This window comes from Mesorhizobium sp. 113-3-9 (assembly GCF_016756515.1).
Taxonomy (GTDB): domain Bacteria; phylum Pseudomonadota; class Alphaproteobacteria; order Rhizobiales; family Rhizobiaceae; genus Mesorhizobium.
Genome location: NZ_AP023246.1, coordinates 2832838 through 2855100, shown reverse-complemented (window position 1 = coordinate 2855100; position 22263 = coordinate 2832838). Strand labels below are relative to the sequence as shown.

24 protein-coding genes are annotated in these 22263 nt (G+C 58.1%); 9 read left to right on the top strand and 15 right to left on the bottom strand.

The annotated features are described in order from the left end of the window. Positions 1-303: 303 nt before the first annotated feature. From MesoLj_RS13860 to MesoLj_RS13845, 4 genes are all read right to left on the bottom strand, one after another. Complete coding sequence (locus MesoLj_RS13860; RefSeq protein ID WP_140774476.1) at positions 304-525, bottom strand: DUF768 domain-containing protein; 222 nt, start codon at positions 523-525, stop codon at positions 304-306. Between the two features lie 23 nt (positions 526-548). Beyond that, the gene (locus tag MesoLj_RS13855) at positions 549-782 is read right to left on the bottom strand and encodes a hypothetical protein (RefSeq protein WP_202326338.1); all 234 of its coding nucleotides are present in this window, start codon (positions 780-782) and stop codon (positions 549-551) included. Positions 783-795: 13 nt separating this feature from the next. Continuing rightward, positions 796-1005, bottom strand: a complete 210-nt coding sequence (locus MesoLj_RS13850; protein WP_202326337.1) for a hypothetical protein — start codon at positions 1003-1005, stop codon at positions 796-798. 1408 nt (positions 1006-2413) lie between these two features. Beyond that, entirely contained in the window at positions 2414-2707 is a 294-nt protein-coding gene (locus MesoLj_RS13845) for a hypothetical protein (protein ID WP_140774479.1), read from the bottom strand. 313 nt (positions 2708-3020) lie between these two features. Between MesoLj_RS13845 and MesoLj_RS13840 the strand changes: the two genes are divergently transcribed. From MesoLj_RS13840 to MesoLj_RS13830, 3 genes are all read left to right on the top strand, one after another. Continuing rightward, the gene (locus tag MesoLj_RS13840) at positions 3021-3242 is read left to right on the top strand and encodes a hypothetical protein (protein WP_140774480.1); all 222 of its coding nucleotides are present in this window, start codon (positions 3021-3023) and stop codon (positions 3240-3242) included. Positions 3243-3604: 362 nt separating this feature from the next. Beyond that, complete coding sequence (locus tag MesoLj_RS13835; protein ID WP_202326336.1) at positions 3605-3772, top strand: hypothetical protein; 168 nt, start codon at positions 3605-3607, stop codon at positions 3770-3772. Positions 3773-3960: 188 nt separating this feature from the next. Then, positions 3961-4575, top strand: a complete 615-nt coding sequence (locus MesoLj_RS13830) for a hypothetical protein (protein ID WP_140774481.1) — start codon at positions 3961-3963, stop codon at positions 4573-4575. Between the two features lie 290 nt (positions 4576-4865). Here MesoLj_RS13830 and MesoLj_RS36740 read toward each other — a convergent pair whose 3' ends face one another. The 4 genes from MesoLj_RS36740 to MesoLj_RS13815 all read right to left on the bottom strand — a co-directional run bounded on the left by MesoLj_RS36740 (position 4866) and on the right by MesoLj_RS13815 (position 8344). Then, the gene (locus tag MesoLj_RS36740; protein WP_342215830.1) at positions 4866-5126 is read right to left on the bottom strand and encodes a PilZ domain-containing protein; all 261 of its coding nucleotides are present in this window, start codon (positions 5124-5126) and stop codon (positions 4866-4868) included. Positions 5127-6377: 1251 nt separating this feature from the next. Beyond that, the gene (locus MesoLj_RS13825; protein ID WP_140774483.1) at positions 6378-6773 is read right to left on the bottom strand and encodes an ArsR/SmtB family transcription factor; all 396 of its coding nucleotides are present in this window, start codon (positions 6771-6773) and stop codon (positions 6378-6380) included. Positions 6774-7431: 658 nt separating this feature from the next. Next, positions 7432-7668 (bottom strand): hypothetical protein, encoded by a 237-nt coding sequence (locus MesoLj_RS13820; protein WP_140774485.1) that lies wholly within the window; start codon positions 7666-7668, stop codon positions 7432-7434. 412 nt (positions 7669-8080) lie between these two features. Then, positions 8081-8344, bottom strand: a complete 264-nt coding sequence (locus MesoLj_RS13815; protein WP_140774486.1) for a YMGG-like glycine zipper-containing protein — start codon at positions 8342-8344, stop codon at positions 8081-8083. A 98-nt stretch (positions 8345-8442) separates the two neighbouring features. On the opposite strand from MesoLj_RS13815, the gene MesoLj_RS13810 reads away from it, so the two are divergent. Genes MesoLj_RS13810 through MesoLj_RS13795 form a run of 4 tightly spaced genes read left to right on the top strand, consistent with a single transcriptional unit; the run spans position 8443 to position 10669 of the window. Next, the gene (locus MesoLj_RS13810) at positions 8443-9030 is read left to right on the top strand and encodes a hypothetical protein (RefSeq protein ID WP_244735385.1); all 588 of its coding nucleotides are present in this window, start codon (positions 8443-8445) and stop codon (positions 9028-9030) included. Between the two features lie 15 nt (positions 9031-9045). Beyond that, on the top strand, positions 9046-9459 hold the full coding sequence (locus tag MesoLj_RS13805) for a phage holin family protein (protein WP_202326335.1): 414 nt from the start codon (positions 9046-9048) through the stop codon (positions 9457-9459). Next, entirely contained in the window at positions 9440-10096 is a 657-nt protein-coding gene (locus MesoLj_RS13800; RefSeq protein ID WP_202326334.1) for a hypothetical protein, read from the top strand. The genes MesoLj_RS13805 and MesoLj_RS13800 overlap by 20 nt, the downstream gene beginning before the upstream one ends. A 36-nt stretch (positions 10097-10132) precedes the next feature. After that, positions 10133-10669, top strand: a complete 537-nt coding sequence (locus MesoLj_RS13795; RefSeq protein ID WP_244735384.1) for a pyridoxamine 5'-phosphate oxidase family protein — start codon at positions 10133-10135, stop codon at positions 10667-10669. 154 nt (positions 10670-10823) lie between these two features. Here the strand turns inward: MesoLj_RS13795 and MesoLj_RS13790 are convergent, their stop codons facing one another. Then, positions 10824-11981 carry an extracellular catalytic domain type 1 short-chain-length polyhydroxyalkanoate depolymerase gene (locus MesoLj_RS13790; protein WP_202326333.1) on the bottom strand — a complete coding sequence of 386 codons (1158 nt, stop codon included), beginning with the start codon at positions 11979-11981 and terminating at the stop codon, positions 10824-10826. A 661-nt stretch (positions 11982-12642) separates the two neighbouring features. Here MesoLj_RS13790 and MesoLj_RS13785 point away from each other — a divergent pair. Then, positions 12643-13038, top strand: coding sequence for a response regulator (locus tag MesoLj_RS13785; protein WP_140774490.1), 396 nt, complete (start codon positions 12643-12645; stop codon positions 13036-13038). 1783 nt (positions 13039-14821) lie between these two features. On the opposite strand, the gene MesoLj_RS13780 is transcribed toward MesoLj_RS13785, so the two are convergent. Next, positions 14822-14989 carry a hypothetical protein gene (locus MesoLj_RS13780; RefSeq protein ID WP_181180035.1) on the bottom strand — a complete coding sequence of 56 codons (168 nt, stop codon included), beginning with the start codon at positions 14987-14989 and terminating at the stop codon, positions 14822-14824. A gap of 400 nt (positions 14990-15389) precedes the next feature. Between MesoLj_RS13780 and MesoLj_RS13775 the strand changes: the two genes are divergently transcribed. Then, positions 15390-15695: a response regulator gene (locus tag MesoLj_RS13775; protein WP_244735383.1), complete on the top strand. Its 306-nt coding sequence runs from the start codon at positions 15390-15392 to the stop codon at positions 15693-15695. Between the two features lie 281 nt (positions 15696-15976). On the opposite strand, the gene MesoLj_RS13770 is transcribed toward MesoLj_RS13775, so the two are convergent. The 5 genes from MesoLj_RS13770 to MesoLj_RS13750 form a co-directional block, all read right to left on the bottom strand. Further along, on the bottom strand, positions 15977-17053 hold the full coding sequence (locus tag MesoLj_RS13770) for a sensor histidine kinase (protein ID WP_202326331.1): 1077 nt from the start codon (positions 17051-17053) through the stop codon (positions 15977-15979). 86 nt (positions 17054-17139) lie between these two features. Beyond that, positions 17140-18180, bottom strand: a complete 1041-nt coding sequence (locus tag MesoLj_RS13765) for a sensor histidine kinase (RefSeq protein WP_202326330.1) — start codon at positions 18178-18180, stop codon at positions 17140-17142. Beyond that, on the bottom strand, positions 18177-19664 hold the full coding sequence (locus MesoLj_RS13760) for an ATPase domain-containing protein (RefSeq protein ID WP_202326329.1): 1488 nt from the start codon (positions 19662-19664) through the stop codon (positions 18177-18179). Before MesoLj_RS13760 ends, MesoLj_RS13765 begins: the two co-directional genes overlap by 4 nt. A 589-nt stretch (positions 19665-20253) precedes the next feature. Further along, positions 20254-21654, bottom strand: coding sequence for a phospholipase D family protein (locus MesoLj_RS13755; RefSeq protein WP_202326328.1), 1401 nt, complete (start codon positions 21652-21654; stop codon positions 20254-20256). Between the two features lie 87 nt (positions 21655-21741). Next, positions 21742-22050 carry a low affinity iron permease family protein gene (locus tag MesoLj_RS13750; RefSeq protein WP_244735382.1) on the bottom strand — a complete coding sequence of 103 codons (309 nt, stop codon included), beginning with the start codon at positions 22048-22050 and terminating at the stop codon, positions 21742-21744. Positions 22051-22263 lie beyond the last annotated feature (213 nt).

The following is a 22263-nucleotide window of genomic DNA, read 5'->3' as shown; positions in this document are numbered from 1 at the left end:
GGATCGACAGTTATCTGCTCAAAATGCCGCGGAAGCGGCCTTAAGCAGGCACCCTGAAAAGATGAAAACTACTGAACGGCGACGAACGACATACGCGAAGCTGCGCTTTTCGCCACTCAACTCCGTGACCCGAATCCATTCCTGTTCGCTCCTTCGGAGTGTTACCGGCCGCCCCGCTACTTGCTCCGCCGCCTTGAACGGAAGGATGGCCGGAATCTGAGTTGTCGATACCACCATCATTGCGGCGACAACCTCTACTCTATAGGTCCGCACCCCCTCCTCCGCCCGCTGTCGTCTAGGTGATCATTCCGGCAGGCCCGCATCATAGTGCACGATGGCATCGAGGATTGTTCGATAGAGACTGTCGACTTCTTCGTCGATCTCGTCGCGCTTGATGCCAGCCGCCTTGGCATCTGCGATCAGGCGGTTGGTCAGATTATCGACCGAGATGACGTCGGCGGCGGCCGTTTCTGGCAGATTGTCGGCGATCCATTTGTCGAGAAAGGTTATCCCGCGTGTGCTCATCAAGCTTAAGCTCGATCGTCGGCTTAGGTTCCGCCGCGGGCCACGGCCGCATCATCGACCTCTGCTTCCATCTCCGCGCCAACGGCCTTGGGTTTGTCAGCGCCGTCCAAGGCCACACCGTCGAAGCCCTGCAGCCAGGCCTCGGCATGCTCCCGCCAGAAGTCGGGCACGACGCGCTCCCTATCGTCCTTGCGCGCCTGTACTCCATACATCCAGGCATAATTCGCGCGTTCCTGATCCTTCTTGGCGACCGCCATTGTCTTCCTCCTGCTAGCGCCCCAGTGGCTGCCTTGAAAGGGAGAGCAATTCCGTCTCGTCCCGGATGCCCGCCATGTAATTGGCGATGATCCGGGAAGCGATCGCGTCACGGGCATCCGGGGATTGGTTGTCGAGCCGCAATTGCTCGAAGACCCTGGCGAGCAACGCCAGTTCCGCTGGATCGAAAATACCGGCTTCATTCGCCCTTGTCCTTATCGGCATGATTCTCCTCCCGGATGTCCTGTGGCGCAGCGTGCCGCAAATCTTCTGCGCCGTGCAAGCACTTCACCCGACGGATGATGGACGCCTTGACCCGTTGGCGGGTCCTGCATGCTCCTGCGCGCTTCCAACACCGATCGCCGACAGCGCCGCGCGAATTTTAAGGGGCGGGAACGGTATACTTACTCGTCTTTCGATGCGCCATGAACGTGAGCACCGGCTTGCCCGGCTCGCGGGCGACATCCCAGCATCTCGAATTCCTCGACCGCATTTTGATCTTCAGGCAATTGCCCGACCAGCCGCTGCGATAGTCGCTATCGGGTCGCTTCGACACCGCGCCTCAATGCCGGCTTCGTGTGTCGGGTGGTAGTTTGGCTTGGCTTCGCTGGATATGACCTGCCTCGGCGGTATTTGCTCGCCGGATCGATGTTACCTTCCAGGATCTCGCAGCGATCCTCCAAGTCCATGTCGAGTAGTCGCGCCGTCGGCGCCCACAAGCCCCAAGCTGTGAACAGAAGCCTGCCAGAGGCTTGGTACCAGCCTTGCCGACACAAAACCCCGCCTGCGCGAGCCAGCGGGCTTGATAGACTTGGAGCCGATCAGGCTTGGTTGTTCGTCGGCGACACAGGGATGAGCTGCGCGGTGATTGTCGGCAGTCGCTGGCGCTTGATCAGGACCGGCTTTTGGTATGTCTTCTTCATATGGTACCCTCGCTTTGTTCCCTCGAATGGAATCTGTTCGAGCCGGAAAATTTTGTCAATCCAGCCCCAAATCGCTGGCCGTGAACCAACGAGGTCAGGTCCGCCAAGTTCGAAGCGGACACCGAATTGGCGGAACCGTAACGGTAGGCGCCCGACCGCGACATGGGGTTGGCGATTTTTTCCCTCAAGAGATGCACAAGGGGAGCGGCGCCCCGAATCTGGCGGTCCCAACAGCCGCGTCCACCGGGCGTTGACAGCTTTCTTGCGATTGAGGCAAAACCCGCATGGAGGGCGAGGCTATAAACCCACCTATGCCTTCCCGAGAGGCCCGTTGCTTCACGCGGCGGGCCTTTCTTGTCGCCCGGCCAGCAAGAGCAAGTCTGGGTAGCGTGACGTTTTCGCCTGCTGCCGAGGGCCAGCGAAGACAGCTCGGGCTCGCCGATTTCGACCGGATATAAGGTTCAAACCACAATACTGTTGGGAATGGCGGCTCGCAGGCTCTTGGCAAGAAGACTGAGCCGGCGATTCCTTGGACCATCGAGTCTCAAAAGGTTGCACCGCCCTTGGTATCCTGTCGCAGACCGAATTTGTGAGCCCTAACGCAATGCAAAGCCCGCCACTGCCGCAGCGGTGACGGGCTCCTAGTTGTCAGATCGGCTGAGGCACCCAAGGCCAGGCCGCCACCTTTCGGGAGCGGCGAACAACAACTGTCAGTTTGCTCCGCCGAGTTGCTTGGTCATCTTGCAGAAATTGTCGTGCGACTTGGCAATGGCCTCGTCGCCGCATTCCTTCATGAGGCCTGCACGATCTTCTTCCTTCATTGCCATCCAGGCAGCTTTGAACTCCGCCTCGGATTTCATAGTCTTCATACCGGCATCGGTGAAGAACGGCGACATCTTCGCCGGATCATCAAGCGCGGACGTGCCGGTTCCACTGCCTGCAAGCGCCTGTCCAGTGACCATGGCGAGCGCGAATACGCCCATGGTGAGCATCTTGGAGTTCATAGAAAAATCCTCCGGTTAAGGCTACCACAGCGGTAGCTTGTTCCATGAACTTCCCGATACGGAAAAAGTTTCGCCAGCAGCGCCGCGAAAGCCAGTTCGACATGATTATCCGACCTGAGTACCCCTACCGGCGGTAAAGCCGTCGCGGCCACGTATCGCAGCAAGACAGTATATATGAGGGCTCCGCTTGTCGCGGCGCCGCTCCGCTCTTTCGGTTGCCCACACGCACGAGGCAACTCGTTCACCGAGACAACCGTGGATTTTCCTTTCTCTTGGATTGGGAATATGATTGCGGCCGGAGGAAGGCCGCCAGATGATTTTTACCGTCGAGTTGATACGCGACGGCAAAGCCGTAGAGCGCGCGGAGGTTCAGGCCGATGACGTTGTCGCGGCCGCGAAGACGTGGGGGCTAGTAACGATCCCGTTCGGCGACGAGCCCGATATCGGCGAATGGATCAGGGTGACGCACGCAGACGGCAGCACGATGAGCTGGTTTGAACCCGATCGCGACGAGATCGAAGGAGCGATCGGTTGAGGTCGAAATTTCTGGACGCGTTGGGGCCGCCTGGCTGCCAGGATGACCGGCGGCTCAGAACTGCCGCGCCTTCGGATGTTTGGCTGATTGGCACAACCGAAAGCGGTCGGATAGCAGGCTGACTTTTGCCAATCCCGTTCCGGAGGCGCGATCCCTGCGACGTCACGGCCGGCGATCCGAGGGGATTGGCTTTCACGCACTGGACGGCTCTTGTGGCGCCACGTTGTTTGCGACGTGGCTCAGCCCTGCCTGTCCCGTCCCGGCATTGAAGCGATGGGCGTAAAACGCTCGTGCTCATTTCTGTCTGGAACCATGAGGCGGTTGCCGGGTTGAGTTGGCCGAGACAGCAGAGGTGTGACCGGATGAAAACGCCAACCTACGCGGTCTATCCGCCGCCGGTCACTGGATTTCCATTCTTGGCGGTGGCTTTTGTAAAAGGCAGAATTACAGCGGTTGCCTTTGAGACCGCAGAAGCGGCTGCAGAATATAACCGACGCATCTCGGGTGGTGCGGCCTCCCTCAAACATTGATGGTTCAATTGCGGTAAGCGGTCCCCACGCCGCATTACATGTTGGAGTGCCGTCCTGCGGTCATCAGGATGGACCAGCACTCATGGGCATTCTTTGTGCGGGGGCACGAGTCGTGACATCGCGACATCCTGTCGCTCTTTACCGACGTTCGGCGCTGTTTGATCCTTCAGGTGCGTTTGGGAGAGATCATGTCACTACGCACAATTTGGATCGCCGTGGGCATTGCCGTAGCAGTTGGTGTCGTCCGCGCGGAGCAAGCATATTCCCAGACACCCGACTGCGACTGCACAAAAGTCATCGGCAGCTGCACCGCATCCCTGTCGTTCAACAAGAAGCAGTCGATGGCAACTGTGAGGGCCGACACGGCCGAATGCGCTAAAGTTACTTTCGATATCGACAATACGCCTTACATTTCCGTGTTCCGAGGAGGGGTATCTCTGGAAGCCGTCACAGTCTTCGACAAGAGCAAGACCGTCAGCCTGTCAGTGCGGCAATGTGAGGTTTGCGAAGGCGACGCAGGCAACGGACAGGACGAACATGGCTCGTCGGCGGCACATGGCTTTGACGGAACCTGGTCCGACGGCGAGTCAACGTATTCCATGAAATCCGGAACGATCTACGTGGATGGCGCGGCTTACGGGACCTATAGTGGGCGAAAGGGCCACACCTCCGTTGAACATGGAGGAAGTCCGCCAGCCACGCAGTGTGACTTGAACCTGGTTGACGAGAACCATATCCACTTGGTCTGTTACGGCGGTGGCGCGATAGGAAAGTGGGCCTTCGATGCAACGAGAACGTCGTGACCAGCCGCCCGTCGCGACTCCCCAAAAAAGCGCCAAATAGTCGTTCACCAGAGTGCGCGGCGGTGCGGTACGAAGATCTGCTCGGCATTCGTGTCTAAACGGCGAAGCTTCGAACAGGCGTAGCCCCGAAGACCATCAGTTCGATAGGCTCGGGCGCAATGCGCGACCCGCCATGCAATTCGACTTAACTGTGAGCGCCTACACGCCTCGCGTTCCGGACGACAAGTAAATCGATCTCCGACCGGCGCTCCCCCGGGCTGCTTGGTCACAACCGGCGTTATTCCGGTCATTCAATAGATTTGCACCCCGAGGCGCTCATTTCTTCGCCACCGAACCACTGCACGATATGAGATGTCATCCGCCGGGACATGGAGAACGAACCTGTCAGGAATAATGACGCCCGGATCAACTCGTAACTCTGCTCCGTGCAGGTGCTGGTTCCTGATAGAGCAGGCAATGTTCACGTTGTCAGCGACGATAATTCCGTCCTTTAAGACGGCCCTGCGAGGATAAGCACGTCGTTCTACAGGGGGATCATCAGCGCTTCTCATAACGTTCTCCCGGAAAATCCAACAGCGAGAGAGGCAGCTGTCGAACACCTTTCTTATGTCCGGTCTTCGCCTTCGGGAGACTTTCTCACCAGCGTCGGTAGCAATGGCTCGACAAATCTCAAACGCGCAAAATGAGGCACGACAACAGCGTTTCAATCAGCACGCCCTAAAATAGTTCCCATAACCGCTGTTGCCCATAAACAAAACGGTTTGACGCACGTTGCGATTCAATCAGCGTGGCAGCGCAACGCCGGCGAGGAAAATTTCTACCCTCCCGCAGCGGACATAAAATGCATCAACGGGACTCGCGAGGGTAGTCTGGCACGACACGCATCGACATTAGCCGCTTGCCCACAGCAACGATTTCGAGTTCGGAAACATGCCACAGAAACGAGAAAAGCCCGTCAGCCGGAGCCGGCGGGCCTCGATTCAGGCCCACAGCGATTACGTGGGCTCAGTGTCGATCGGCGGTGGACACGCCACCTGAGCCACATCGCTCGACAGCTTCTCAGGCCTGGTCAGTTCCGGCTTCTTGGAAGCGACAGCCGCTGGTCCATTAACCACTGTCATGGATAGCGTGGACCCAAAACCCAGGTTGAACGGTTGGGCTATATGGAAAATCACCAGCATAGATTTTATTGCCATATCGAGGCTGACGGATCATGGGGCGTATGGGACTGCGTCGGCAACAAGCCGGCAAGACTGGGCGCCGGAGACCTGATCGGATGCACTGCGCAGAGAGCTGAAGTTGCAGAACAGGTCTTGACGAGTATTTACAGCGGCGGGCTCGATGCACTCGCAGTTCGGATCGCCGGAATTGTCCGCTAGCGGTGTCGCAAGCGCCAACGGTTCATCTGGAATAAAAAGCCCGCCACCGCGAAAACAGTGACGGGCCCTTGTTTGTCCGCTCGGTCGAGGGGACGCCCGAGCATTTTAAGAATTCCGCTGAGGGTAATCGGTTCCAACATGAAAGCGGGTGCCTGGATGGGCAGCGAGCTTATTAACTCAAGCAGCGGTCATCAGGGACAGGTCGATGGTGTGCAGCCGGCAGTGATAGCCGAGAGCTTTTCGCGTCGCGTCAGCACCGGCTTAATGTAAGTCTTCTTCATTCAAATATCCCCTGGGCCATCTTAAGGCTGCCCCTTTGCCCTGCGTAGGCAGCGTGCCAACGGGGCACAAAAGCCTCACAACGGGACTTCAGGCTGGTGTGGAACGATGTCTGAAGGGAACAGTGCGCGGAAGGCTTCACGGTCACTGTCCAGTGCCAGGCGACATTTCGGGGAGCTTGTCACTTCGGGCTAAATCATCCAGCAACCGGATGATAGCCTTGGCCTCTTCCGACTTGCAGGAATAATACCGCCAAACGCCCTCGGCTCGGCATTCGACGATTCCTTGTTCGAGCAGAATGCTTAGATGCTGGCACATGGCGGAATTGCTCAGACCCATTTCCAACGCGAGGTCCCCCACCGCTCTTTCGCCGTCCATCAAACATACAACAGTCAAGAGGCGCTTGCTGTTGCCCAAGCTGGCGAGCCAGCGAGCGGCAGACGCTGCCTGGCTTCGGAAACTGGCGTGCCCGGGCGGGGCGCGGCGAAGAGCGGGACTGGCCCGAATTTCCGACAGTCGTTGTTTGACGTACGACGCCATGGTTGCTCCCGTTTCCGCGGCGCGGCAAAAATCGCTGCGATCCCTTCAATCGTCAAGCTGCTTCAACGAAAGGTCCACTGTCCCTTGGTGAGAAGCGGGCAACGATGCAGTATCCTGCGATCGGGGCACCGCTCAAACGAGCAGCGAATAAATTGGCCGCTCCCCTTTGTGGTGCGGTCTGCACTGGGAAGAACGTCAAAGCCGCCCGCAAATGCGGCCTTGGCCAGAAGAGGCCCAGGAATTCTCGACGACCCCGATCGCAAGCCTGGATCCCGTTTTACTCACAAAACGCCCGCCACCGAAAAGAGGCCTTGGCGGCAGTCGCGTTTGTGCATGCTTGGGATGCTCAAGGGATAGGGCTTGGTTGTCGACCTAGAAGGGAACCATAGCAAGAGGCCGTCGCAAAAAAGCCCGCAGGCTGCGGCCCACGGGCTTTTTGCGAGTCTATGCCTTAATGCTCGGGGCTGGCGGCTTCCTCACCGAATTTAGTCCGGCGCGTTGTCCCGCAGCGAATGATTCTGCATAGGCCTCCACCTGAAAAACCGTAATCTCCACTTTGCCATCGCGCACCACCCGCACAAACCACTCCCCCATATTTTCGGTGATTTCGACGCTATCGGGACACCGGAGATTTCCTGTATCCCGTTCGTCCAGATCTTTAGCCGCCATTGGCGGGAGGTGCCGGAGCTGGCGCCGCTGGTGCAGGTGATGCTGGCTTCGCCGGAGCATCAACCTTGGGCGCTTCAACCTTTACGTTGATGTCCGGCCCACCGCCGCCCCGGATGTTGATTACGCCGGTGAAGATCAACAAGACGACGATTGCGATGATCGCGATCACAATGGCAATCGCAGTACCGCCGCCTCCCGAATTTACAACAGTTGGTCCGTCCGCCATGATTTGCCTCTCCAGTTTCCATTTATGACGCTCGAGTAACGGCATCCGACCCTATGCGTTCCGCCGTGAGGCTAAGGTCCGAGAAGCCACCCGACTGAAGTCCTGCGGCCGCCAAAAACCGGGTGCGCGTTAGGCCGTTGCGTCTAGCATCGCGGATAAAATATGTGTGGTTGCCGAGGCGCTTCCCAAGGGTGAGCGTGAAGCCACTACGTGTCGTACGGCTAACTATAGATTACGCGGGATTTTCCATTTGCAATTAGCTGGCTCCTGAGTGGCCTGCATAGTCAGACACTGCCGAGCAATTCACGGCGCGCAGACACCGCCATACCAGAACTTCACCAGGTGTTTATACGCCATTGCCTTTCGTCCACATTGAAAGGCGCGTGGTCGAACCTGACCACGCGCCTCGAGATCAGTAACCGTCCGGACACCGTGCAACGTAAACGCGGCCATTGCGATCACGATATCTGCACTGGCCGGTTTCGCTGGCGTGCCCGATGACCGCCCCGGCTAGTGCTCCAACCGCACCGCCGACAACCGCTCCCTGAACAGGATTTCCGGCCACCGCGGCGCCAATTGCTGCTCCTCCCAAGCCGCCGACGGCGGCGCCCTGTTCGGTGCGGGAGCATGCCGCGAGCGGGATAAGCAGACCCAAAATCAGCAATGTCTTCTTCATCTAGTGTCTCCAGAGGCCACTATTAGCCGAAGCTTAAATGCGCCATTCGGAGTTTCGATCCATCGCCCCAAGCCAACAGCATATGAAACGATTTTCGCTTGCACCAGGAACCGCTTGATGCGGGCGAAGTTCAGCTCTTGACCCAACAGGAGCGACTCACCGTGAACACCTTAAACACAGACGATCTTTCGGGATCAGGACTCGCCAAAGAGAACGCATGGCAGGGCAATCCGTCCACTGAACGTGGCTCGGCCAGCAAGGAAGCGATCGGCAATTTGAAGACGAGTGCGGCGGAAACCGCTTCGCATCTGAAAACTGCCGCCGCCTCGATGTCGAGCGACGCCAAGGACTACGCCGGCTCCGTCGCCTCGGGCGCCGCCGATGCCTTCAAGGACGCTGTCGAGGCCAACAAGACCGCAGGTGCAGATGCCATCGCCAACATTGCCCATTCCGTGAAGGGCGCGGCCGATGGCATCGAAAAGCAGTCGCCTCAGATTGCGGGCATGGTGCGCAGTGCAGCCGAAGGCGTCGAGCGCGTCTCAAGCGATATCAGAGACCGCAATGTGGGCGAATTGCTCGATTCCGTCACCAAGTTCGCGCAACGCCAGCCAGCCACCTTTTTTAGCGTTGGAATCCTCGCCGGCGTGGTCCTGACGCGGCTGCTACGAAGCTCAGACCGATCCTGAAGAAGGCCCATTCGGATGGATGATGGTACGCATCACCGGCCCTTCGGGAGCGTGCTCAACGATGCGATAGGTCAACTCGCTTCGTTGATGCGCCTCGATCTACGTCTGCTCAAGGCGGAAATGCGGGCCAAGACAACGACGATCGTGTCATCCGTTGCATGTGGCACAGCAGCCGCGCTGTTTTTTGTTCTGGCGGCGTTCGCGCTGATTCAATTCCTCATTCTTGCGATGATCCATTTCGGGGTTGACGGGATGTTCGCCTGTCTGATCGTCGGCGCCGTTTTGATCGGCGCAGGAATGCTGTCCCTTTATCTGGCCAAGCGCGCGCTGATCGGATGGACCATTACGCCTGTTGAGACCGTCAACCAGGTGCGGACCGACCTCGTAGCCTTAAAGCAGGGGATTCGCTATGGCTCAACCCAGCAATGAAATCCGGGACATCCTGGCCCAAAGTCGAGCTGGAAGGCAGGCTCTGTTTGGGCCGGTAAGCGAGTTGAGCCGCAGGCTGCAACCCAGACATCTGGTGCAAGTTTCTAAAGACTGCGCCAGACAGAAGGTCGCCGGGGCACTCGGTCTCATCTCGGATGCTGTCAAGGAAAATGGCGGCACTGCGGGCGCCGTGGCCCTGGGGGCCTTTGCTGTTTTCGATGCCGGAAGAAGAAGTGTCATCCGCGGCGACGATGGCGCCGAAACATTTGCTCGACCAGGGCATGCCGATGCGGGTCCCAGCCATTCCGTTTCGGCCGCGCACCGGACGGTGACAGAACTCGATCGGGTAAAGGTACTTGCCGGCTCGGCCGTGGCGCTTTCGTTCGGGCGTGTAATTGGACGGGCTTTTCGGACGACTGCCAAAGAACGCGCCCTATTCGGCGGCGCCGGCGACGAAGTTCGGGGTGCGGCGGCCAAGTTTATCAGTGAACACACGCGCGGCGCCAAACTCGCCGCCGCGGAGGCTTTTGGCTTCGCAGGATACGGAGCCACGTTGCTGGCAATTCTGGCCGTGGCCAGCGACTATTTCGTGCGAAGTGAGGATATTGGAAATCCGCCTGGCAACCGATCCGACTGAAGGTTATGCGGCAAATCCGAGGCGCCCGAGTTTTAAGTGGATATTCATTTTGGAGGACGTGCTGTGAACAAGCGTAGAGAGCAGAAAGCAGATCTAACACCTGCCGAGGCGACGGATCGCGTTTGGGAACTTGCCGAGAAAATCGACATCTGCATGTTCGTTACCTGGGACGGCGAATACAATCGCGCGAGGCCACTCTCCGCGCGCGTGCGCCGTGACGAGAGCGCGATCTATTTTCTCGTCAATGACGACAGTGCGAAGAACAAGCAATTGTCGAAATATCCAAAGGTGACGTTGGCTTGGAGTGACAGCAGACACTACAAATACGTCACCATTTCAGGCTCGGCTGCGCTCACAAATGACAGAGCAAAAATCACCGCGCTGTGGGAGAAAACCGACGCGGCCTGGTGGCACGATGCCAACGACCCCGAGATCCGTCTCATTACCGTAAGACCGGATGAAGGCGAACTTTGGGATAGCCCGGGTTTGATTGTCGCCACGGCGAAAATGGCGTTCGCCGCTATCACTGGCGCCAAGCCTGATGTTGGCGAAAACGCAAAAGTCGACCTGTAAGAACCGGCAAGCTGATTGCGTCATACCGAACTTCCAACGATAGCTGGTTGCCGAACGCCGACGCGCAATCGTGCAATGGCTTACGATTTTGGCGCAGCAGCCCAGAAATTCGTATCTGCAACAAGCGCGAATTTCGCCAGGCGTGCGTGATTGGCTAACGCATCAAGCCGGCGGCGCGGAGAGCATCTTCAATCACCCTTGCAACGCCTGTGGGGGCTTCATGTGTCTGCGTCTGGCGCAGCCGGTCGACGTGCACTGGCCTTGACATTAGCGGGGTAGAATATGGGACCAAAACGGTGTCTGAAACGGGATGGCCAGGGGCGTGCTGCGACGTCTCCCGATTTTTGGCACCCCTATTTGATAGACCCCAGAGGGCCGCGATACGCCTCGTCGAGGATATTCCGACCTCTAGCATGAACGGCGCGGCATGGCCCAAGGCGCCCTCACCGGTCGTCTTCAAGGGAGTGCCATGGCCCATGCCGGCAATGGTGTATTTCTCGATTGCCGGATTGCCGTCGGCATCGAACCAGACCTGCCTCGCTTGTCCATCAACCGCATCTTCAAGAGTCGGGATAGTCCCAGTGCGGTGAACGCTCTGCCATTGAGCGACAAGGGAGTCGGCGTTGGACGGCGCCACCGTGTGGTCGGCCGTGCCGTGCCAGATCGAAATCGTCGGCCACGGTCCCTTATGTGGAGACGCCTGAGCCAGACGTCTCTGGAGTTCGACCGGCGTTGGGCCACCATGCCCACGCATGCGATCGAAGGCTTCCGGGATGGTCAATGCGCTGCCATAGGCAAGGCCGGCAATGACCGCGCCGCCACCGAACATTTCCGGATATGTTGCCAGCATCGCCGCCGCCATGGCACCGCCGGCAGAAAGGCCGGTGATGAAAACACGCCGGCGGTCCAAGCCATGCTTGCTCACCATCGCTTCGATCATCTGGCTGATGGAGAGCGCCTCACCGCGATCGCGGGTAACATCTTCGGGCACGAACCAGTTGAAACAAAGATTGGCATTGTTGGCGCGCTGCTGTTGCGGCATCAACACCGCAAACCCTTCCTCTTCTGCGAGGCGCGACCACCCAGACCCGTGATCATAGGCCGCCGCCGTCTGCGTGCAGCCGTGGAGGACGACGACCAGTGCTGCCCCAACCGGCAAGTTCTCAGGAACGTGGAAGCGCGCCTGCAAGTCGCCTGGATTGGCTCCGAACGCGACCAGATGCGACAGACGGTCAGGTTGGCCTTGTTGGGAAAATGCCGTCCGGCCTCGCATGGCAGAAAGGCGAGCGATCGTATCTGAGATGTTCCGCAAATCGAGATCCTAGACCGCCGGGATGGCGGAAGCCCGAGCACTATGCACCTGGAGGAACATCGTTGCTGCACTGCACAATATCAAGCTTACGCCAGGTCACTTGCTCATGATTTAAGTGCCCGACAACGCAAACACCGTCGATCAGGGCTGGAGACCCTCACTTTTTAGGCACCTTCCGCACAGGAATTGGCAATGTTACCAGTTTTCGCGTGGCCCGGGCGGGGTCGGGTTAAGGCGTTCAAGGCTATGCTTGCCTCGGATTGGGCCCGGGAAGAATAATCGCGACTGGCGGACCTGCTCGCGCGGAGACACGTCCGAGACCGTGTATCGATGCTGTGTCCTGACGTCCACCTTCGGCCCAGAGTTCAACAGCGCTTCGCCGACAGCCTAACTGCGTACTATCAAGCTAACTCGGTACTGTAGCGAGAGCTTGGGTGTTAATCGCCGCCCCGGGAGGCATGCTGTGAGTATCAGGGCGGAGCTGCTTGTGAGCGGCTATCGGATCCATATCAGTTCCGCGTGGCTGGCCGCCGAACTTATTCGGACGCAAGACTCAAGATTAGCCTCACATTCTGTTGACTAGCTATATGGAACCAAATCGAGGTCGAAGCCGTAGTGTGAGACTGTCGAGACGGTGCGGCACTTCCGAGGGGGAATCCGAATGGGCATCGGCGCGGTCCTGGTCGTCGAGGATGAGCAGCTGATCTTGCTTGACGTCGAGTCGGGCTTGGAAGAGGCAGGTTTCGAAGTCGTGACGGCTTGCGACGCGGCCCAGGCTTTGGCGGCCTTCGACGCGGATCCGGGCAAGTTCAAAGGCGTCGTCACAGACGTTCGCCTTGGGGCGGGCAAGTCCGGCTGGGAAGTTGCCCGGCATCTGCGCCGAGCCAACCCAACGATACCCGTGATCTACATGAGTGGCGATAGCGCCATTGACTGGGGCGCCGAAGGCGTTCCTGAGAGCGTCATGATCACCAAGCCCTTTTTCCTGCCTCAAATCATCACGGCCTTGTCGACTCTGCTCAATCAACACCATCCCGACCAGAGCGAAATGAAGTAACACGGAACGACGTCGGTCCAGTGGCCGCAAAATTCGCAATGCGTCTCGCCTGATTTCCGTGCTTGACGGGATCTCCGATTTCCCCGGCCTCTCGATGCCAGCCATGCCAAGATGGCGCTCGACATAAGCCTTGAGCGCGCCGCCGGAACCGTCGCCGCGGTCGCGGTCGGCAAAACTGAAAAAATTGAACCGGTTGCGCGAAACGAGCCACGGCGAGCGACTAGACTGTCGATTTCGTCGAGGTCAAGCAGCAGAAGGAAAGCTCGGTAGGACAGCCGGTGTGTCGCGGCCTCAACCTCTGGTGCATGCCTCTGCCGCTATAAGGGCTGATTGCGGGCACCCATGCACGCATATGTACCTTGACGTGATCAAGGCAGCGGACAATCGGGGGCAACCTTCCACTCGTTGGCTCTAGGGAACCCAATTCGCGCACGGGCATTGCTTTGTAAAAGGAGATGTCCATGTCAATTCGACGAGACGACAACGTCCGAGGAAGAGCCGGGAGGCCCGAATCTGGCGATGCTGCGGGCGATCGAAGAGGCTCTGCAGTGGTTGCCGGCTCCTCAAGGGCTCTCGACCAATCCGGATCCGCCGCAACCGTCTAGGATGAGGCCGGCCGCCGATCGACACAGTGAATTTCTCAAACGTGATCATCGTGGCAACGCCGCAAGCAGCCAGTCGGTCGTGTCCGCATAACCGAGTCATATAATTTGGCCTGACTGAGACAATCATCTGGTTTTTAAGAACCACTGCACAAAGCCTCTATAAGAGACAGTCCAATGCCTGTAGTCGCCGGAATTGCTTTCGCCTTCCTCATTTTGTTCATGATCCTGTTCATGACGCATGCCGCGCGTGACCTGCAAAGCTCCCCGTTGTTCTACCGTTTGAGGCGCCGACTGCGTAGTTAGATGGGGAATCGGCAACGTAGGAATACCCAGTTTGTCCCTTCGCTGCCGCGGCCTGCCAGTTCCGTTGGCTTGCCGACCTCAATAGGAAGCTAACAGGCCATATGCGGACGCCGGCGCTTCGAGGCTGCCATCGAGTTCTGATTGCGGGAGTTGTTTATCGGTAAGGGGGCGCCAGTTGGACATTCCCGCAAGGTGAGCTCGACATAGATCTGTCGTCAATTCGATTTCACTTGCAACGCGAACGATCGTAAGTAAGCGCTAAATTAGCTTTGGAACTTTTAGCCTAAAAGCATGTTTGGTCGTCTATGGCGGAAAGCCCTTTTCACAAAAGACGGCGGCGCGCGACGATCACGGTTGTTGCGTGCGGAATCGCAATCGTGGTCGCGTTGGTCGTCATTCTCCTGGCCATATCCGCACTAAGGCCATTTTAGTCCTCGGCCTCCATGGCCGGGAGACAGAAATGAAACTAAAGAACAGCAGCATCGGGTGTTTTGCACGCAGGCGAACTATGGATGGCCCGACCCGCCTCGCTCCCCGGGCTCCTGATGTCTTGGGGCTGCCTGAGCACATACGGCCGAGGCCGATTACCTTCTGAGGCCGAAGAAGCTCAGAACTGCAAGGACAACCACGACAAGTCCTACGATGTAGATTATGCTGTTCATTGAATCGTCTCCCAACTGAGAAGCAGACCAAGCTGTCCTGGCCTAGGTCTATGTCCACGCAGAGCTGAACATTTAGAACTGCCTAATGTTCCAAACCGTTTGTCGAATCCTCGCAAATTCGGCGGCTCCGACCAACAGCCTACGCCCAGGCAGGCGCGCGCTGTCGATCTGCGCGCGCATGGCGGACCGATTAGATCAGGGAGCAGATGGGCTTTATTGCTGGCCTTGCTTGAGTATTCGGGCTTCGCGCACCAGCGAGGAATGATCGTAGCCGACCATTAAAATCAATTCACTCACCTGTATCTCGGAAATACCAGTCTCGCGCGCGACTTTACGTACAAACTCGGCTTTCGGATCAAATGTCTTTGGTGTCTCGGGCATCATAAAATTTCCGTTTCGAAGACTAAAGCGTTCGAAACTGCTTAGCGTTCCGCAGGGATACGAAAAGGGAGATCATAGCCGGCACTGTCGCGATGCTCAGCTTTTCGATAGGGCGCGAACCGGATGGGATGTTGGTCGATCGGGTCTGGCGCAAACGCCCCGCAATCCAAAGTCTCCCCAAGACGATTTGTTCGATGCTTCATCGTCCAGCGAGGTTCTATTCGTCTTTCGTATTTGCCGACGACATAAACCACTGACAACAGATGTCCGACACGATCGCCATTAGGCAAGACGACGTCGGCACCAGTCTCGCGCGGTATTTAGCGCATCTCGAAATGCTCCGGGATGGCGCTGCGGAATGGCCACAGAGGGCTTAGGGCCAGATGGGAAACGGCTGCAGATGCTCGAGGAGTTGAACTATTCGGTGATCTGCGCGGCAGACGGAGCAGAAGCGTTGTACATCCTCCAGGGCCGGCGGGATATTTCGCTGCTGCTTACCGACGTCGTCATGCCCGGCATGAATGGCCGGGAACTGGCGGACGCCGCGGCTGAGATGAGACCGGATCTCAAGGTACTCTTTACGTCTGGCTATGCGAGGGATGCAATCGTCAGCAACGGCATTGTCGATCCAAACGTGCAACTTCTTCAGAAGCCCGCCACATTGCAAGCTCTGGCGCAGAAGGTCCGATTGGTGCTGGACTTGTAGCCGTGCTTGCCGACTCGTGCTTTGGCGCGGGCGGCCTTAACATGGGCGACATCCACGGCATAAAGCGGGTCGCTTTTCTCGCAGCCTGCCAGATAGATTGTCGGTGCCGATCTCCTGTCGGACTGCCAACGGGCTGTCACGCACAAGAACGAGAACCGGGGTACGCACGTCGCCGTCAGCGCGACCATTGGCTTGGACGAGCAAGCCACCAGCGAACTGACCGTTTCCTGTCGGCATCTTTTTGGACCGGCCAAGCCATTCAAACGACCCTTAAAATAACGTCAGCTCGCCGCCGCGGACCGTTTGAAAACGATGGTGACTTTGGTCCCTTCGATGGCGCTGGATTTGACTTCGAATTGCGCTTTGGCGTTCTCGGTCAAGGAGCGCGCGATCAGCGCCCCGAGCTTGCCGGGTTTCGGCCATGTCTCGCCCTCCGGCAATCCAACCCCGTCATCGGCGATCGTGATGCGGCATCCGTCGCCATCGACGATGCTGTGGAGTGTGATCGTGCCGCCCTCTCGTCCCCTGAACCCATGCTTGAGCGCATTGGTCAGCAGTTCGTTCACAACCAGACCAGTAGGCATGGCAACGTTGATCGACACGGGATAGGTGTCCACCTTCATGTCAAGCCGGATGCCCTCGACCGCGTGCGAAGCCATTACCGCAGATGCTATCTGGCTGAGATAGACACCGAGATCAACCTCATCTTTCTGCTCGTCGTTCGACAGCGCCTGGTAGAGTATCGCAAGAGCGTCGACGCGCCCGGCCAACCTCTCGAACCGTTTCTGATCGGGTTCCGCCGCATTGCGGGTTTCCAGCCGGATAAGTGCGGTGATCATCTGGAGATTGTTCTTTACCCGATGCTGCAGTTCCCGCAGCAACGTATCCTTTTCGCGAACACGCTCTTCGACCGAGGGCGCCTCTTCCCCGTGTACGGATACGTCCACCAAGGCAACCAGCCGGAAACACGTCTTGCCGTGGTCGTCCACTATCAAGTTTGAATAGGCGTCAACGATTGCCGGGGCGCCGACACCGCGCTCCAGGCGGAAAGTGCCAACGAAATCCGCTTCTTGGACAACGCTCTCGGCCAGTGCCTTGCCCTGCTGTTCACGAATCCCGATACCGGACAGCGCGGCCCAGTTTCGTCGTGCCAGGCTGGCGGCCGTCAGGCCAGAAAGCTTTTCGAATTCCGGATTGGCATAGACGACGCGTTCCGTTTTGATCAGGTCTGAAACGGCAATCGCGATCGGTATCTGGTCCAGGAATTTCTTGAATTGTTCGCTCTCCAGCGCGGTCGCGAGTTCGGGGGTGTCGAGTAACTGCTCGACCGCCTCGGGCTTGCCTGGATCCAAGGGCATCTTTGCGCCTATCCTGTAAGGAACGCCCACCAGTATCAGCGATAGGGCGGATAGGCCACCGCCGAAGCCACAGACCTTTGGAGAGGTCAATAGGCCGGGACCAACCTTGTGTCTCGCAGCGGCAAGGCCATTGTAAACTGCAGGCCTTCAGGATGATAGTTCAACTCAACCTTGGCTTGGCACTGCACAGCAACGACCCTCTCCAGTAGCGTCGTGCCGAAACCGCGCCTTCTTGGCTTCTCGACCTCCGGCCCGCCTTTTTCAAGCCAATCCAGATTGAGGATTCGCTCGTCGTTCAAATTGTTCACCGACCATCTAACTTCGAGTCGGCCCTGTGAGCGGGACAACGCGCCATATTTCGAGGAGTTGGACGCAAGTTCGTGAAAGGCCATCCCGATCGGGATAGCGATATCGGCGACCAGTGCTACGTCTGGTCCGTCGAGCATAACACGCGATTTGTCGCTCGTGTCGTAGTGGCGCAGTTCCGACTCCAGCAGCTTGTGCAAGGAAGCCATTTGCCAATAGTCATCGGTGAGCATCGAGTGCGTATCGGCGAGAGAGACGATCCTGGCGGAGAAATCGCGCACAAAATCGTCCACGCTTCCACTCGACTTGGCCGTGGCCCCCATCATCGCGCGGACATTTGCCAGCGTGTTCTTGACGCGATGATGCAACTCCCTGATCAACAGTTTCTGCCGATCCGCGACCTCTTGCTTCTGTTCAATGTAGGATTTGACTTCAAGCTGGCGGGCGCGGGCACGCAAGGCCGAGCGCACCGAATTTGCAAGGCTCGACGCCAGGAAGGGCCTTTCGAGAACGATCAGATAGCGATCCAGAAAGGCCAGTCGTTTGTCCATCTCCGTTCCACGCATTGTGAGCAACACGATCGGAAAATCCGACCACGTTGGTTGATGCTTGAGCCAGGATGCGAACTCATTTCGGTCAGAACTGATCAACGCTTCTTCAGCAACCAAAAGGCAGTGGACTTTGTCCAATAGCGGAACTGCTTCGTCGAGCGTGAGACAGATCTGTGACTTGATCCCGTTCTCCGAGAGGATGGAGGACGCAACCTTCGCGTCGCGCCCGACAGGCGCAAGAACCAGCACACTCCGGTCTGAGGGCATCAAAGAGCCTTGTCTTGTAGCAGGTTGCCTTGCTTTCCCTCATAGGTGGGGACGCCAGTCAGAATCCCCCGGAACTCCTCCAAAGGTTCGCCGACGGCCAGGCCGGCCGCGCTTATCTTGAATTCGCGAATGGTGTCCTCGTGCGGCCCGACCCGTTTCTTGACCACGGAAATAGCCCGTCTCAGACGCCCGCCGCTTTCGAAGAAGCGCAGGAGCATTACGGAGTCGCAGAGATAGGTCATGTCGACAGGGGCGGACATTTGCCCTATCAGCCCATGATTGGCCAGCAGAAGGATCGTCACAACGCCCTTTTGATTGAGATAGGTCAGGATCTCATGCATCTGCAGCACAAGATGCTGCTCCTCCGACATGGCATTGAGATAGCCGGTAAGGCTGTCGATAACGACTATCCTCGCATTTGAGCGCTCCACAGCCGACTGGATGCGCGATGATAATTCGCCAGGCGACAATTCGGCCGGATCGATCTGCTCCAAGATCAAGCTGCCATTGGCGGTGAACGGTGCCAGATCCATCCCAAGGCCTGAAGCGCGCGCCAGGAAGATGCGCTTGGTTTCATCGAACAGAAGCACCAGCACATGTTCGCCGCGCTTGAGAGCCGCATGGCAATAGCTGCACGCGATCGTCGACTTGCCCACGCCAGAGGGTCCCATCAGGAGTGTGCTGGTGCCGCGATCCAGCCCGCCACCCACGAGCGTGTCGACCGAACCATTACCGGTTGCCGGTGCCCCATGCTCGGCCATCTCGTGTTCGGAGGCAACCAAGCGGGGGAAGACCATCACGCCGCCCGGTCTAATGACGAAGTCATGAAAGCCGCCGCGAATTTGCACGCCGCGCATTTTGATGATGCGTAGCCGCCTTCGCTCTCCGCCGTAGATCGGCGACAGCTGTTCCATCCGGATGACCCCATGACTGATCGAATGGAGGTTTAGATCGTCATGTTCAGCGGTGAGATCGTCGAGCAGAAGCACCGTTGCGTTGTTGAGCAGGAAAAAGCTTTTCAAAGCCAGGACCTGCCGCCGATAGCGTAACGAGCCCTGTGACAAGAGACGAATTTCCGACAGGGAATCGAACACCACCCGATCCGGCTTCATGCGCTCGATCTCGGCAAGTGCGGCCTGCACCGTCTCACCCAGTTCCAGATCGGACGAATGAACCAGAGTCTGTAGCTGCGACGGATCGAGGCTCAGCTCTGGCGGGACCAGTTCGAGGATTTCAATACCGTCAAGAGAAAAACCATGCCGCTTCGCGACCGAATGCAGCTCACGCTTGCTTTCGGACAGCGTTATATAAAGGCATTTCTCGCCTTCCGACGCGCCCTGGATCAGAAACTGGAGACCAAGGGTGGTCTTACCTGAACCAGGCCTGCCCTCTACAAGATGCGAACGGAATTTCGCGTATCCGCCTCGCAGGACATAGTCGAGGCCATCCACGCCAGATGATATTGGTGAAGCGTCGTCTTGATCCACGTTGCCCCGCTTGCTTTTCGTGAGCAGCTAAACGGATAACAATTTCGATGGTTCCGTCTTGAGACGAGAAGGGGAACGGGCATTTCCACGTCGCGTTCTCTGGGCTCTAGCGCACTGCGGCTTAACGCGGTGATGCCTAGCGACCTCCAGTCTGGCACCCGTAACTATCAACAGTCAGGTCGGGCGCGAAAGAGAACCAATCCACGATTTCGAGCGCGGCATCTCGGGAGGCGCTGCCCTCCCCCGCCGTCGCGGATCAGCGGTGCTTCTGCGCAGACAACAAAAGGCTTATCGCGGGAATGCTTGCAGCGGGTCTCGTTCCCGTCTTCGGGACACGCGCCGCGGACGGATTTCCGCTGGTTCTCCGGCCTGGCAGGCTTCGCAAGCCGAGTTCGAAAGTCCTTGCGGTGACCTGCGCGGGAGGGAACCTGCTTGAGTGCGAGCCCTGCCTCAGGTGGTGCACGCTGTGCGGCGCCGCGCCGGCGTCATGAAGGGCCTGCGAACGGCTCATCCTTGCCTCAGCCAATTCTCGTGAGCGGGGTTGCGGCACCCAATTGCCACCACCATTTCCAGACTTGCCGGCAGATTGCTAAAGCTGGGATTCGATCGGGAGGTATCTGACCAGGGCGGCCAGGATGCGGCGGGACAATGTTGCCTCGGGTTCGCGAGCATAGGTTTGCCGTCTACCCTGCTCGCAACCGTGCCAGTGTAAAATCTCGTTCTTCAGTTCAAGCCGGTAGCTCGCTTCCGGCGCTATCTCCGATTTGAACCGGTGCCGCAGTTCCGCGACCAGCTTCTCGTGTTCAAAAAGCACTCCCATTTCCGCATTCAACGATACGGACCGCGGATCGAAGTTGAAGGATCCCACGAAACCAATGTGGTCGTCGACACAGAATGCTTTGGTATGCAGGCTGGCGCCTTTGGACCCAAATACAGAGATTTTGGGTTGCCGGCTAAAGGGTTGAAGTTCGAAGAGCTGCACGCCCTTTCTCAACAAGCGCTTGCGATAGTTGGCGTAGGCGCCGTGGACGGCGGCGACATCGGTCGCCGCCAACGAGTTTGTCAAAACAGAGACCTGCACGCCGCCGTCCACGAGTTCGCCGAGGATTCTTGCCCCCCTCTTGCCCGGGATGAAATACGGGGACACGATTTCGACACGCTTTCGCGCCGACTGAATGATTGGAAGCAACTCCTTCATCAGCCAACCGCGCGGTCTCCAGCCTCGAACCTTCTCCGGAGGGTCTGAGATCACGCGCACTCGCCGGACCCAATGCACGTCGCTGCTCGCCGCTATAAACTCGGCGATGGAGCCCTTCCCCCCGATACCGCTCAAAAGAGTCGACTCGGTTTTCGCGTCGCTTCCCTCGAAATAACGGGTCTGCGTGCATGGCGCGGTCGAACTGAGCTCACCTATTGGCTTCGCGTCCCGGCATGCCCAGAAAGTCTCGAAGATTTGTGCGGTTTGCTCGACTGCGGGACCGAGTAGCAGCATGTCGAGGTCACGGAAATTCGTGTCCGCCGCGTCGAAATAGGCATCGCCGATATTGCGCCCGCCGACGATGGCGACGTTGTCGTCGGCAATCCATGCCTTGTTGTGCATCCGCCTTGTCAATGCAAAAAGCCGCAAAAGGACCTCAGCGCCGCGCATGATGCCGCGCGCTCTGATGCCGCTCGGGTTGAACAATTTGAGTTCGATGTTTGGATGGTTGCTCAGCGCCAAATACGCGGCATCGCTCTTGCGCGGATTGACGTCGTCGAGCAGCATCCTGACCCGCACGCCCCGCTCGGCCGCCCGGACGACTTCCTGTAAAAGCAAACGCCCCGTGTGATCGTCATGCCAGAGATAATACATGAGATCTAGGGTGCGAGCCGCGCCCCTGGCCGCCAAAACACGCGCGGCGAACGCATCATAATTGTCCGAGATCAGCAGCAAGCCACTCTTACCCGCTTTGATTTTATCGGCCATTATTTGTGTGATCGAGACGTCCATGAATGACCATTTTCGGGAGCGAGGCAGCGTTCGGCTAGACAAGAGAACCCGCAAGCGTCGATCTGGTTGCACGATACAGTTGAGCCCTCACGAAAGCTCGGTGCACGATAACCAGGTGGCGCGCCCAGTTCGTTGCGGGGCCTCTTGTCCAAGCATCGCAATCATCTCGCGGATTTCCTCCAGCTCGGCGTGTTCCAGGCTGCTAATGTCGTTTCTGCTCTCGCTCAGTGAAACCACAATCTCATGCAGCTTTGCGTGGATGGCGGCTGTATCGCGATAGCCCTGTATAAGGACCACGCGGGTGATCACAATGGCGGCCGCCGACAGCGCATAGACCACCGCGTTCGTCATTCCGACAGGCACCAGCGCGGTGCATAACACCATCGCGACCATCATAACCTAGAAGCCTGGAGGCCGGGAAAGGAAGGCCGCCGCCACGAAGAGGAAACGGTTCATTCTAGCGAGAGCTTAACTGTGAATTCGGAGGTTGCGCCAAACGCCTGGGAGACATCACACCATCATATCTTGACCAGGGCGAATAGGGTTGTCAGGGAGAGCGACGCAAATAGGCACAGCCAAGAGGAAACCAACCGCTCGGTATTGACCTCG

What these genes read in the sequence shown, in the direction of transcription:
- MesoLj_RS13770 (WP_202326331.1), bottom strand. Translation starts at nt 17,053, where the DNA reads ATGCCCTTGGATCCAGGCAAGCCCGAGGCGGTCGAGCAGTTACTCGAC.
- MesoLj_RS13850 (WP_202326337.1), bottom strand. Translation starts at nt 1,005, where the DNA reads ATGCCGATAAGGACAAGGGCGAATGAAGCCGGTATTTTCGATCCAGCG.
- MesoLj_RS13755 (WP_202326328.1), bottom strand. Translation starts at nt 21,654, where the DNA reads ATGGACGTCTCGATCACACAAATAATGGCCGATAAAATCAAAGCGGGT.
- MesoLj_RS13785 (WP_140774490.1), top strand. Translation starts at nt 12,643, where the DNA reads ATGGGCATCGGCGCGGTCCTGGTCGTCGAGGATGAGCAGCTGATCTTG.
- MesoLj_RS13750 (WP_244735382.1), bottom strand. Translation starts at nt 22,050, where the DNA reads ATGATGGTCGCGATGGTGTTATGCACCGCGCTGGTGCCTGTCGGAATG.
- MesoLj_RS13775 (WP_244735383.1), top strand. Translation starts at nt 15,390, where the DNA reads ATGCTCGAGGAGTTGAACTATTCGGTGATCTGCGCGGCAGACGGAGCA.
- MesoLj_RS13805 (WP_202326335.1), top strand. Translation starts at nt 9,046, where the DNA reads ATGGATGATGGTACGCATCACCGGCCCTTCGGGAGCGTGCTCAACGAT.
- MesoLj_RS13830 (WP_140774481.1), top strand. Translation starts at nt 3,961, where the DNA reads ATGTCACTACGCACAATTTGGATCGCCGTGGGCATTGCCGTAGCAGTT.
- MesoLj_RS13820 (WP_140774485.1), bottom strand. Translation starts at nt 7,668, where the DNA reads ATGGCGGACGGACCAACTGTTGTAAATTCGGGAGGCGGCGGTACTGCG.
- MesoLj_RS13815 (WP_140774486.1), bottom strand. Translation starts at nt 8,344, where the DNA reads ATGAAGAAGACATTGCTGATTTTGGGTCTGCTTATCCCGCTCGCGGCA.
- MesoLj_RS13840 (WP_140774480.1), top strand. Translation starts at nt 3,021, where the DNA reads ATGATTTTTACCGTCGAGTTGATACGCGACGGCAAAGCCGTAGAGCGC.
- MesoLj_RS13800 (WP_202326334.1), top strand. Translation starts at nt 9,440, where the DNA reads ATGGCTCAACCCAGCAATGAAATCCGGGACATCCTGGCCCAAAGTCGA.
- MesoLj_RS13860 (WP_140774476.1), bottom strand. Translation starts at nt 525, where the DNA reads ATGAGCACACGCGGGATAACCTTTCTCGACAAATGGATCGCCGACAAT.
- MesoLj_RS36740 (WP_342215830.1), bottom strand. Translation starts at nt 5,126, where the DNA reads ATGAGAAGCGCTGATGATCCCCCTGTAGAACGACGTGCTTATCCTCGC.
- MesoLj_RS13780 (WP_181180035.1), bottom strand. Translation starts at nt 14,989, where the DNA reads ATGCCCGAGACACCAAAGACATTTGATCCGAAAGCCGAGTTTGTACGT.
- MesoLj_RS13855 (WP_202326338.1), bottom strand. Translation starts at nt 782, where the DNA reads ATGGCGGTCGCCAAGAAGGATCAGGAACGCGCGAATTATGCCTGGATG.
- MesoLj_RS13845 (WP_140774479.1), bottom strand. Translation starts at nt 2,707, where the DNA reads ATGAACTCCAAGATGCTCACCATGGGCGTATTCGCGCTCGCCATGGTC.
- MesoLj_RS13825 (WP_140774483.1), bottom strand. Translation starts at nt 6,773, where the DNA reads ATGGCGTCGTACGTCAAACAACGACTGTCGGAAATTCGGGCCAGTCCC.
- MesoLj_RS13835 (WP_202326336.1), top strand. Translation starts at nt 3,605, where the DNA reads ATGAAAACGCCAACCTACGCGGTCTATCCGCCGCCGGTCACTGGATTT.